Source organism: Candidatus Thioglobus sp., from assembly GCF_028599055.1.
In the GTDB taxonomy this organism is placed as follows: Bacteria; Pseudomonadota; Gammaproteobacteria; order PS1; family Pseudothioglobaceae; genus Thioglobus_A.
This window is the reverse complement of sequence record NZ_JAQRMS010000029.1, coordinates 1-11,938: the sequence shown is the minus strand read 5'-3', so window position 1 is coordinate 11,938 and position 11,938 is coordinate 1. Positions and strand designations below refer to the sequence as shown.

General features: G+C 40.2%; 12 protein-coding genes and 2 tRNA genes. 7 read left to right on the top strand and 7 right to left on the bottom strand.

What is annotated here, in order from left to right:
* Positions 1-541, top strand: a 541-nt coding sequence (locus PSN35_RS03320) for a DsbA family protein (RefSeq protein ID WP_300029396.1), incomplete at its 5' end; no start/stop codon positions are given.
* A gap of 34 nt (positions 542-575) precedes the next feature.
* Positions 576-652 (top strand) — tRNA-Arg (locus PSN35_RS03315).
* A gap of 8 nt (positions 653-660) precedes the next feature.
* Here the strand turns inward: PSN35_RS03315 and PSN35_RS03310 are convergent.
* On the bottom strand, positions 661-1,698 hold the full coding sequence (locus tag PSN35_RS03310) for an aldo/keto reductase (RefSeq protein WP_300029408.1): 1,038 nt from the start codon (positions 1,696-1,698) through the stop codon (positions 661-663).
* 104 nt (positions 1,699-1,802) lie between these two features.
* Between PSN35_RS03310 and PSN35_RS03305 the strand changes: the two genes are divergently transcribed.
* The 4 genes from PSN35_RS03305 to PSN35_RS03290 all read left to right on the top strand — a co-directional run bounded on the left by PSN35_RS03305 (position 1,803) and on the right by PSN35_RS03290 (position 5,374).
* On the top strand, positions 1,803-2,057 hold the full coding sequence (locus PSN35_RS03305; RefSeq protein WP_300029394.1) for a bacteriophage holin: 255 nt from the start codon (positions 1,803-1,805) through the stop codon (positions 2,055-2,057).
* Positions 2,058-2,108: 51 nt separating this feature from the next.
* Positions 2,109-3,209: a chorismate synthase gene (gene aroC / locus PSN35_RS03300; protein WP_300029391.1), complete on the top strand. Its 1,101-nt coding sequence runs from the start codon at positions 2,109-2,111 to the stop codon at positions 3,207-3,209.
* A 37-nt stretch (positions 3,210-3,246) separates the two neighbouring features.
* Positions 3,247-4,800, top strand: coding sequence for a SulP family inorganic anion transporter (locus PSN35_RS03295; RefSeq protein WP_300029388.1), 1,554 nt, complete (start codon positions 3,247-3,249; stop codon positions 4,798-4,800).
* Positions 4,801-4,891: 91 nt separating this feature from the next.
* Positions 4,892-5,374, top strand: a complete 483-nt coding sequence (locus tag PSN35_RS03290) for an Hsp20/alpha crystallin family protein (RefSeq protein ID WP_300029386.1) — start codon at positions 4,892-4,894, stop codon at positions 5,372-5,374.
* Positions 5,375-5,376: 2 nt separating this feature from the next.
* Here PSN35_RS03290 and queE read toward each other — a convergent pair whose 3' ends face one another.
* A complete protein-coding gene (gene queE / locus PSN35_RS03285) occupies positions 5,377-6,015 on the bottom strand; it encodes a 7-carboxy-7-deazaguanine synthase QueE (protein ID WP_300029383.1) in 639 nt (212 codons plus the stop codon).
* Positions 6,012-8,006 (bottom strand): excinuclease ABC subunit UvrB, encoded by a 1,995-nt coding sequence (gene uvrB / locus PSN35_RS03280; protein ID WP_300029405.1) that lies wholly within the window; start codon positions 8,004-8,006, stop codon positions 6,012-6,014. The genes queE and uvrB overlap by 4 nt, the downstream gene beginning before the upstream one ends.
* A gap of 59 nt (positions 8,007-8,065) precedes the next feature.
* Here uvrB and PSN35_RS03275 point away from each other — a divergent pair, with 59 nt between their 5' ends.
* Positions 8,066-9,241 (top strand): pyridoxal phosphate-dependent aminotransferase, encoded by a 1,176-nt coding sequence (locus tag PSN35_RS03275; RefSeq protein ID WP_300029379.1) that lies wholly within the window; start codon positions 8,066-8,068, stop codon positions 9,239-9,241.
* An 83-nt stretch (positions 9,242-9,324) separates the two neighbouring features.
* On the opposite strand, the gene PSN35_RS03270 is transcribed toward PSN35_RS03275, so the two are convergent.
* The 4 genes from PSN35_RS03270 to PSN35_RS03255 form a co-directional block, all read right to left on the bottom strand.
* A tRNA-Asn gene (locus PSN35_RS03270) sits at positions 9,325-9,400 on the bottom strand.
* Between the two features lie 69 nt (positions 9,401-9,469).
* Positions 9,470-10,072, bottom strand: a complete 603-nt coding sequence (locus tag PSN35_RS03265) for a hypothetical protein (protein WP_300029376.1) — start codon at positions 10,070-10,072, stop codon at positions 9,470-9,472.
* A gap of 135 nt (positions 10,073-10,207) precedes the next feature.
* Complete coding sequence (locus tag PSN35_RS03260) at positions 10,208-10,765, bottom strand: hypothetical protein (protein WP_300029375.1); 558 nt, start codon at positions 10,763-10,765, stop codon at positions 10,208-10,210.
* Positions 10,766-10,947: 182 nt separating this feature from the next.
* Positions 10,948-11,475, bottom strand: a complete 528-nt coding sequence (locus PSN35_RS03255) for a hypothetical protein (RefSeq protein ID WP_300029373.1) — start codon at positions 11,473-11,475, stop codon at positions 10,948-10,950.
* Positions 11,476-11,938: the final 463 nt, after the last annotated feature.

The window sequence follows — 11,938 nt, the reverse complement described above, 5'->3', positions numbered from 1 at the left end:
TCAAGTTAAAGATCAAATTAAAGGCCAGCTGAAAATTCAGTACGTGTTGGGTGGTTTGGCGCCCGATAGCAGTGAAATTATGCCTGAAGAAATGCGTAGCTACATTCTAAAAAATTGGCAAAAAATTGAACAAACCATTCCTGGTACAAAATTTAATTATGATTTTTGGAAAAATTGCACACCAACTCGTGCCACTTTTCCAGCTTGTCGAGCGGTTATAGCTGCTAAAAACCAAGGCAAGCAACTTGAAATTCCTATGATAAACAGCATTCAAACTGCTTACTATTTACAAGCACAAAACCCTTCTGAATCTTCAACACTCATTAAACTCGCCACATCAATTGGATTAGATAGTCAGCAATTTACCCGAGATCTAAATTCGCCCACTACTCAAGAAAAATTGGATAGCGATATTAACCTGTCAAAAACACTTAGTGCTGGTGGATTTCCATCGCTCGTTTTGGAAAAAAATGGTGTTAAAAAACTAATTAAGATTGACTATAACAATTCGGATTTTATACTTAAGCAAATATTAACTTGAATAATCCCACCTCAGCGTTGATAATAGCAAACTTGCCTTCGTAGCTCAGCTGGATAGAGCAGCCGCCTCCTAAGCGGCAGGTCGAACGTTCGAATCGTTTCGAGGGCACCAATTTAGCCTTATGGCGCTGGATTAAAAAACCTTAAATGAATGGATTCAATCGCCTCTTCGATCTCATTAGTCCATTCAAAATTAGTGGCATTAATATTTTCTTTAAGCTGATCCATATTGGTAGCGCCAATAATGGTGCTGGCGCAAAACCAACGAGAGTAAGTAAATGCCAACGACAATGTTGCTGGAGTGGTGTTTAAGTCATTGGCTAAATCAGCATAAGCTCGAATGGCTGGCTCAACCGCCGGCTTTTCATAGCGCTGGGCGAAACCGTCAAATATATTAACTCGACCTCTGGATTGAGAACCGTCAACATATTTTGCACTAAGATGGCCAAATGCCATCGGCGAATAAGCCAAGAGTGGTACGTTTTCACGATAACCCATTTCTCGCAGTGAAGAATCATAGGTGCGATTAATCAGATTGTAAGCATTTTGCATGCTTACCACTCGAGGCAAACCCTCTTTCTCAGAGGTATTTAAAAACTGCATTAAACCCCAAGGCCACTCATTGGAAAGACCAATATTTCTAATTTTTCCTTCAGTAATTAGCTCAGATAATGCCTCTAGCGTTTCAGTAAAATCGGTGTAGTCTCGCTCTTGTTCTGGATCAAATAAATACTGGCCAAACATCGGCGTGTTGCGCTCTGGCCAATGCAGTTGGTACAAATCAATGTAGTCTGTTTTTAAACGCTTTAAAGAGCCTTCTAAGGCATTGCGCAGGTTGGTACGATTAAATGCATGCTCACCGCCTCTAACCCAAGGCATGCCGCGGGCACTGCCAGCAGCCTTAGTAGCTAAAATAATCTGATCACGTGCTTGGTTTTTAACCCAATTACCAACAATAGTTTCCGTGGAATAAGCGGTGTTTTCACGCGGTGGAACCGGATACATTTCAGCAGTATCAAAAAAATTAACACCCTGAGAAAAAGCATAATCAAGCTGTTGATGGGCTTCTTTTTCAGTATTTTGCTGTCCAAAGGTCATGGTGCCTAAACAAATATTAGACACTTTTAAATCACTATCGCCTAGTTGGTTATATTGAATAGACATGTAATAACTTGATTATCAAAAAAAGCAATATATTAACACGATACATCCACACTCAAGGGGTAGAATATCAATTATCAAAGACAATTAAGGAGTAACACATGACTCAAAAACTCGATACAAAGGCTGTTGCGCTTGCTCTTGGAATTATGTGGTCATTGGGTGTATTTTTTATGTCGATCACCGCAATAGTTACACAAAGTTATCTACACAATATCGTTGATTTTTTATCAACGGTTTATCTGGGATATTCACTCAGTTTTAGCGGTATAGTGACCGGCATGGTTTGGGGATTTTTTGATGCAGCAATTGGTGGGCTTGTGTTTGCCTGGCTTTATAACAAACTGGCGAAATAACCAAGTACCTAGGTATAATTAATTTCAATATTAAATACTTGGGCTAAGCGTATGTCTGGCAACTCTTTTGGAAAATTATTTACCGTAACAACCGCAGGTGAATCTCATGGTGAGGCACTGGTTGGAATTGTTGATGGCTGCCCTCCAGGAATGGCGCTTAGCGAGGCCGACCTACAAGGTGACTTAGACCTTAGAAAACCAGGCACCTCACGCCACACCACACAGCGTCGCGAAGAAGACTTAGTTAAAATTTTATCCGGCACTTTTGAAGGCAAAACCACCGGCACACCCATTGCATTAATTATTCAAAACACGGATCAGCGCTCTAAAGACTACGGCAATATTGCTAACACGTTCCGCCCTGGTCATGCTGACTACACTTATGATCAAAAATATGGCTTTAGAGATTATCGTGGTGGTGGTCGCTCATCAGCCCGTGAAACTGCCATGCGTGTTGCAGCTGGCGGTATCGCCAAAAAATATCTCAAACAAGAGTTTGGCATTGAAATCAAAGGCTACTTAAAACAACTCGGCCCCATTGAAGCAGAAACGCTAGATTGGAATGAAGTGCACAACAACCCTTTCTTTTGCCCTGATGCAAGCAAAATTCAAGAACTAGAAGACTACATGGATGCACTGCGTAAGTCTGGTGATTCGATTGGTGCGCGCGTTAATGTGGTTGCAACTAATATGCCTGTAGGCTTAGGTGAACCAATTTTTGATCGCATTGAGGCAGACATCGCTCACGCTATGATGAGCATCAATGCGGTTAAAGGTGTGGAAATTGGCGCTGGTTTTGAGTCAGTAGTACAAAAAGGCACTGAGCATCGTGACGCAATTACTAAGGACGGCTTTAAGTCTAATCATGCTGGTGGTACACTCGGTGGCATTACTTCAGGCCAAGATCTATTAGTATCTATGGCATTAAAGCCAACTTCCAGCTTGCGCTTGCCTATTGAAAGTATTGATAAAAACGGTGATCCAATTGAAGTTATTACCAAAGGTCGCCATGATCCTTGTGTTGGCATACGTGCCACCCCAATTGCTGAAGCCATGCTTGCCATGACAATTATGGATCATGTCATGCGTCATAGAGCGCAAAACACAGGGGTTAACTCTTCAACACCTGTTGTGCCAGGTACAAACCTATAACCCTTCTTTAACTGTAAACCTACCCACAAGGAAAAACATGCTGTTTTCATTGATTAATAAATACGCCTCTACAAACCCTAAAAACGATATTTTATCTGGCTTAACTGTGGCCTTAGCGCTAGTACCTGAAGCGGTTGCTTTTGCTTTGATTGCCGGTGTTAACCCATTAGTTGGCTTGTACGCTGCATTCACCATTGGCTTGGTAACCTCAATTGCAGGTGGTCGCCCAGGCATGATCTCAGGTGCTACGGGTGCTGTTGCTGTTGTGGTTGCACCTTTAATCGCCATGATTGTTGAGCAAGGTGGAACACTCGAGCAAGCAACAGAATATTTGTTTGCAGCGGTTATCTTGGCAGGCATCTTTCAGATATTATTTGGTGTACTTAAGTTGGGTAAATTTATTCGCCTGGTACCACACCCTGTTTTTTTAGGCTTTGTTAATGGTATCGCTTTGGTTATCTTTGCAGGTCAAATCAAGCAGTTTGAGCTGGAAGATGGCACCTGGATTACTGGCGAACCTTTAATGATCATGCTGGCCATTGCTGCTGCAACCATGGCTGTTATTCACTTCTTGCCTAAAATCACTAAGACTATACCCGCTATTTTAATTGCCGTCATTGCAGGCACTTTAGCGGTAATCACATTAGGTATTGAAACACGTACCGTGGGTGATATTGCCTCTATCAAGGGTGGATTTCCATCATTCCATTTACCAAATATTGCATTTGACTTAGAAACACTAAAAGTAATCCTACCTTTTGCCATAACCATTGCAGCGGTCGGATTAATTGAAAGTTTACTAACCCTAAATCTAGTTGATGATTTAACCGAAACCACAGGCCAACCAAACCGTGAAAGCATTGGCCAAGGTCTTGCAAACTCAACAACTGGTCTTTTTGGTGGTATGGGTGGCTGCGCCATGGTGGGTCAAAGTATTATTAATGTTAACTCAGGTGGTCGCGGACGCTTATCAGGCATTGTTGCCTCACTGGCACTCTTGGTGTTTATTGTTTATCTATCTGAATATGTTGAAATGATCCCTATTGCGGTATTAGTCGGTGTAATGATGATGGTGGTTATTGGCACTTTCCAATGGTGCACATTAAAGCTGTTTGGAAAAATACCGCTACTAGATGTTATTACGGGCATCTCGGTTGCGGTTATTACCTTATGGACCAGCGATTTAGCTTTGGCAGTTGTTGTTGGCGTTATCCTATCCGCTTTATCTTTCGCCTGGGAGTCAGCAAGTAAGATCCACACAAGCAAAGAGCATAACGACCAAGGTGATAATGTCTATAAAGTCAAAGGTGTGTTGTTCTTTGCCTCAAAAGAGCATTTCCAAGAATTATTTGATCCTAAGTCAGATACAGACGATGTCTATGTTGACTTCCAGGATGCTAGAGTATTGGACCACTCTGCCATTCAAGCGATTGATAAACTGGCTAGTCGCTACAAAAAATCAGGAAAGACGCTACATTTGCAACACCTGAGTGCTGAATGTCGACTGCTACTTAAAACTGCAAAGAATCTTGTAGAAGTAAATATTCTAGAAGATCCAAAATACCATGTTGCCGACGACAAGCTAGCCTAGTGGCAATTAAAAGCTCGTTTTAACCCTTGATTAATTCTCTAATCAAGGATATATTACCTTACTAGTATTAAGCTGTTATCTGAGGAGATATATGAAAAAACTATTATTACCACTACTGATGCTCAGTAGTGCTCTATACGCACAACCCTATCAAAGCAACTTCTTTAACAATGGCTTTGGTGGCAACGTTTGGTCAAACTTTAATCAAGAGTTTCAACAATTTAGCAATGAAATGCGTCAAATACAAAATGAACGTATTTTTGGTGCGCAAACCAACCGCTACTTTGATGACAAAACCAACCACTATATGATTGAAATCAAGGTTGATGGACTTGGAAAAGAAAATTTAGACATTACCACTAAAGATGACATGATTCACATTATTGGCAGTGTGCAAGAAATTAAAAAAACACCTAATGGCTCACACTCATCTTCAAGAAAATTCTCTCAATCATACTCACTGCCAACCGATGCTGATAGTGACAATGTTAATGCTGAATTTAACAATGGCATCTTAGCGGTTTCTATCCCTAAATTAGACAAACCTAAATCGAATAAAGTTTCTATTAAATAAAACTACTTACCCTTTTCATCACCCCAAAGTAATTTGTGCATTTGCACCTGTAGACGCACATTCAGCTGATCTTGAATGATCCAATCAGCTAGCTCAGCGGGGGTTATTTGTCCAAATACCGGAGAAAACAATACGCCTGCTGCAGTTGGGTATTGATTTAATAATTTAACACTCCAGTCATAATCCTGACGTGATCCAATTACAAATTTCAATTGATCCTTTTGAGCTAACTTGGCAATATTGTCATATTTGTTCTGATCAGATTCGTTAGAACTTGGTGTTTTAACATCCATTACAATCGATACACCGGGATTTACCTCAGAAATATCGATACTACCACTAGTTTCTAAAGAAACCAAATAATGCGCTTTTACTAAAGCATCCAACAATGTATGGCAATTAATTTGAGCTAACGGCTCGCCACCCGTAACGCAAACGTATTGTGTTTTATATCGCTGAACTTCTTGAATAATGTTATCAATACTCATCAAGTTATTGCCTTTGAATGCATATTCTGTATCGCAATAGCTGCAACGAAGTGGGCAGCCAGTTAAACGAATAAACACCGTAGGCAGACCAACCTCTCGCGCCTCACCTTGAAGTGAGTAGAATATTTCAGTAATATTTAAATCGGTATTCATAAAGCAGTTTTAAATTGGGCATCCTTGAGCTGTTTGATTTGATTACGCACATCAGCTGCTTTTTCAAATTCTAAATCACTGGCAAACTGATACATCTGTTTTTCCAGTGTTTTTATTTCTTTGGCTAATTGCACGGGCGATAATTGCACAACAACCTGTTGTTCATTATCCCCACTAATTTCTTCACTGGTTAAATCTGTATCTAAAATATTAATAATTGGCTTAACCACACCGCGTGGGGTAATGTTATTGTCCAAGTTATGCTGTAATTGCTTTTCACGCCTTCTTTGCGTCTCATCAATGGCTTTTTTCATCGATTTGGTAATGCGATCAGCATATAAAATTGCCTTGCCATTAACGTTTCTAGCCGCTCTACCCATAGTTTGGATGAGTGATCTTTCTGAACGTAAAAAGCCTTCTTTATCCGCATCCAATATTGCCACCAAAGAAACTTCAGGAATATCCAAACCCTCTCTAAGTAAATTAATACCTACCAGAACATCAAACACACCCAAACGCAAGTCTCGAATAATCTCCACGCGCTCAACCGTGTCAATATCTGAATGTAGGTATCGCACCTTAATGCCGTGCTCATTTAAATAGTCACTCAATTGCTCAGACATTTTTTTAGTTAAGGTGGTGACTAACACACGATCACCAACAGCAACACGCCGGTTAATCTGGCTCAATAAATCATCTACTTGCGTCTCAACAGGCAAGATTTCTATCTCTGGATCAAGCAGACCTGTTGGTCGAACCACCTGCTCCGCGATGCGACTTGAAACATCAAACTCATACTGAGCGGGTGTGGCTGATACCAAAATACACTGATTAATTCGATCTTCAAATTCATTGTACTTTAACGGGCGATTATCAAGTGCTGAAGGTAGGCGAAAACCAAACTCCACCAAGGTTTTTTTGCGCGCTCTATCGCCCTTATACATGCCACCAATTTGACTCACCGTAACGTGTGACTCATCCAAGATAACCAATGAATTTTCTGGCAGATAGTCCAACAATGTTGGTGGTGGATCACCCGGTTTGCGCGAAGACAAATAGCGAGAATAGTTTTCAATTCCTGTGCAATAGCCTAATTCACGCATCATTTCGATATCCATATGCACACGCTGCGTTAAGCGCTGTTCTTCAACTAGCTTGTTTAAAGATAACAACTCATCTCGACGACCTTTAAGCTCATCTTTAATATCATCCAGCATATTTAAAATCTTAGATTTTGGCGTTACATAGTGCGTTTGTGGATAAATAGTAATACGTTGTAAAGACTTTAATCGCTCACCAGTGAGTGGATCAAACCAATACAAACGCTCAATTTCCTCATCGAACATTTCAATGCGTAAGGCCTGTTCTTCAGAATCTGCAGGGAAAATATCAATCACCTCACCCTTGACTCTAAAATGCCCTCTTAGTAAAGTAACATCATTACGCGTATATTGCATTTGCGACAAACGTGACAATATTTCTCGCTGATTAGAAACCTCGCCAACGCTCAAATGCAACAGCATTGACATGTAACTTTCAGGATCACCCAATCCATAAATAGCAGAGACACTGGCAATAATAATAACATCGTCGCGCTCTAGTAAAGACTTGGTAGCTGATAAGCGCATCTGCTCAATTTGCTCATTAATCGATGAGTCTTTTTCGATGAATGTGTCAGAGGCCGGCACATAAGCCTCGGGCTGATAATAATCATAATAAGAAACAAAGTATTCCACCGCATTATGCGGGAAAAATTCTTTCATCTCTGCGTACAATTGAGCAGCCAATGTTTTATTCGGTGCCATAATCAAACTAGGTCGTTTAGTTTGTTTAATCACATTCGCTAGAGTAAATGTTTTGCCTGATCCAGTAACCCCTAGCAAGGTTTGAAACTTCTCGCCTGCATTGATACCATCAACTAAAGTTTTGATAGCACCTGGTTGGTCTCCGCTTGGAGAAAATTGCGATTCTAGTTGAAATTTCTTGCCCACTGCTTGTGTTTTTTCATTAACATTAACACTCAATTTTAATCTATTTTTTATCAATAATCATGTCAGAGTTTCTTTCGCAAAGAGTTCAAAAAGTTAAACCTTCCGCCACCCTTGCTGTTACCGCAAAAGCAAATGAATTAAAAGCTCAAGGTATTCAAATTGTACCGATGGGCTCTGGTGAGCCAGACTTTGACACACCAAAAAACATCCAGCAAGCTGGCATTGATGCAATCAATAACGGCGACACTCGATATACAGCTGTCGATGGCACGCCCGTTCTAAAGCAAGCCATTATTGACAAATTTAAGCGTGAAAATAATTTAAATTACACCAATACGGAAGTTATGGTGTCATCTGGCGGTAAGCAGGTTTTTTATAATCTGTGTCAAGCGGTATTAAATGAGGGTGATGAAGTAATTATTCCAGCACCCTACTGGGTCAGTTATCCAGATATGGTTATTTTAGGTGACGCTACACCAGTTGTTGTTGAGACTGGCCTTGAGCAAGATTTTAAAATTACACCAGCGCAACTTGAAGCCAGTATTACCAATAAAACCAAATTATTTGTTATTAATAGCCCGTCAAACCCAACAGGTGCTGTTTACAGTAAAGATGAATTAAAAGCGCTTGCCGATGTACTAGTAAACCACCCTCAGATACTTATTATCACCGATGATATTTATGAGCACATTCGCTGGGGCGGTGAGGATTTTATCAACATCGTTATGGCCAAACCTGCCTTAAAAGATCGCACCATTATTCTTAATGGTGTTTCTAAAGGCTACGCCATGACTGGCTGGCGCATTGGCTATGCAGGTGGCCCTGAAATAATCATTAAGGCCATGAAAAAGATTCAAGGCCAATCAACTTCAAACCCGTGTTCAATCGCTCAAGCAGCTGCTTTAGAGGCGTTAAATGGTGATCAAAGCATTATTGGAACTATGGTTAATGCATTTGAAGAGCGTCATGAATTTATCGTTAATGCACTTAATGCTATTGACGGGGTTGAGTGTCCTCGATCACAAGGTGCTTTCTATTCATTTCCAAGAGTAGAAGGTTTAATTAAACGCTTGGGGTTAAAAGATGATGTTGAGCTGTCTACTTATTGTTTAGAAAAATTAAACATCGCCCTAGTTCCAGGCTCTGCTTTTGGTGCACCAGGCTATGTGCGTTTTTCGTTTGCCACTAGCATGGACAACATTAAAACTGCCGTTGAGAAGCTAGCCAGCGTATAAAGCAAAAAAAATAGCGCATACAGTCTACATCTATTTTTACTCAAACAAAAAAGGCCTGTCATATAGACAGGCCTTTTAATTTATGGCTCCTCGAGCTGGGCTCGAACCAGCGACAAACGGATTAACAGTCCGTTGCTCTACCAACTGAGCTATCGAGGAATGAAATTGAAATTATAACGGCTTTTAGAGTTGAGTCAATCTAAAAGTGAGTTATTTTTGGTAAATAATTTAGTTACTTGGTGCAGGGAATCCGTTGCCAGTTATAGGCGTATAGCCTAAGTAGCCTTTTTGACCATAACCTTCAAAACGACCTGTACCACGTGCCTTTCCATAGCCGTCTAATTGACCCTTGTAATAAGCATCAGCATTGCCCTTGGTATAGCCATCTGCATAGCCAACACCACGGGCGCTTAATTCTTCAGCATACTTACCATCTGCTCTCGCGTAGCCCTTATTTGAAACTTTGTTTTTATTTTCGTAATAAAAACCCCAGTCAGACTCATTAACCATGTCATTCATATTGCTTAATGGACCCCAATTTTGATCTGCATTAAATGGACCAAAATCTGAACTGGCGTCTAATGGGTTAAACTTAGAAGCTGAATCAAAAGGGCCAAAATTTGACCCGCTACTAAAAGGACCCCAGTTCGAACCAGCATCCATAGGATTCCAGTTCGTATTACCACTGGCAAACGGATTCCACGAATCCATAAAATTATCATTATTATTGTAGCCGTTATTGTTGTTATCCCACGGCATCCAAGGGCCGGCGCTAACAACAGTTGATGCTAATAAAAGTGAGCTTAGTAGTGTTTTTTTCATCATGTTCATATCGATTTCCCCATATCTCTATAATTTGGAATTAGTTATATTATACACTATTTATATTATAGTTTTATAATATATTTTCAATAGGCGATAAAAAAGGGTGCAAAAGCACCCTCTCAATAATCAATTAAATATTAATTATTTTGCAGCAGCAGGAACTGGTGCATATTGATCACGCGAGTCAACCGCAGCGTTAGCTTTTGCATCAGCATAGCCTTTAGCGTAAGCATCAGCAATACCTTTAGCAAAACCATCAGCTTTACCTTTAGCGTATGCATCAGCTACACCTTTAGCATTTGCATCTGCAGTACCAGCGTATTTGCCATCCATTGTTGCGTTAGACTTGTTAGAAGTCTTGTTCTTATTGTTGTAATGGAAGCCCCAATCAGAATCGTTGTCCATGTTATTGTTATTTGCAAATGGGCCGAAGTTTTGAGCACCTGAGAAAGGACCCATGTTAGAGCCACCGTTAAAAGGACCCATATTCTGGCCGCCAGTAAATGGACCCCAGTTAGAACCACCATTGAACGGACCCATGTTAGAGCCACCGTCAAAAGGACCCCAGTTAGATAAACCATTGCCAGTACCCCAACCATTGTTGTTGTTACCGTAGCCATTGTTGTTATTCCAAAAAGCCGATGCTGATGTTGCTGCCACTACTGTAGCTAGTGCTACTACTTTTGTTACGTTCTTCATAACTATCTCCATATTATCATGATAAAAAAAAGGAAAAATACCAACAAAAAAGTTAATATTTATTAAATTATAACAAAATAACCTTTTGAATTTTAAGTTTTTTAGACACAAAAAAACCACCCCGGAGGGTGGCTTTTTTTAATCAACCATCGATCTAATCGATGGCCAAACTCAAGTGCTAATTACTTAGCAGCTGGAGCAACTACAGTCTCACGTGAGTCAGCAGCGATTTTAGCGTTAGCGTCAGCTACACCTTTAGCATATGCATCAGCTTGAGCCTTAGCAAAAGCGTCAGCTTGACCTTTAGCGTATGCATCAGCAACACCTTTAGCGTTAGCATCAGCAACACCAGCGAACTTACCGTCAGTAGTAGCGTTAGACTTGTTAGAAGTCTTGTTCTTGTTGTTGTAATGGAAACCCCAGTCAGAATCGTTGTCCATGTTGTTGCTGTTAGCAAAAGGACCAAAGTTTTGAGCGCCGTTGAAAGGACCCATGTTTGAACCACCGTTGAAAGGACCCATGTTCTGGCCGCCAGTAAATGGACCCCAGTTGTTAGCACCGTTGAAAGGACCCATGTTAGAGCCACCGTCGAAAGGACCCCAGTTAGAGATACCGTTACCAGTACCAAAACCGTTGTCGTTGTTGTTACCAAAAAAAGCTGAAGCTGAAGTAGCTGCTACTAAAGTAGTAATTGCGATAATTTTTTTCATGTTAATCTCCTAGATTATGTTTTTAAATTTTTTAACACCCTCATTGATAGGGTGTTTTAAGTACTGAGCTTTTTGCTCTGTATGGTGCGTATTATACAACAACTATATTAGAAGTCAATAATATTCTAATATAAATTTAACAAATAAATAGTAAATGCTGTTGTAAAGCGGTTTTACGTACAAAAAAAATATTAAAAAAAATCAAAATAAACAAAAATAAAGGGTTATTTTGAACAAATAAACGTTAAAAATAGGCTGTTTTATCCATTTATTACTGTTTTAACGCTCAAAAATTGATGATTATTCGGTGAATTCGCATCATAAGTGCACAACTTTCAATTCTCTAGCATCGATGCCAGTCATGCTATAGAATACCTCAAAAGGTGTTCTATAGCTCAAACATTTTCTAGGCCTTGAGTTAAGGCTGTCAGTGGCAGCCTTAACTCTGCAATAACCAATATCT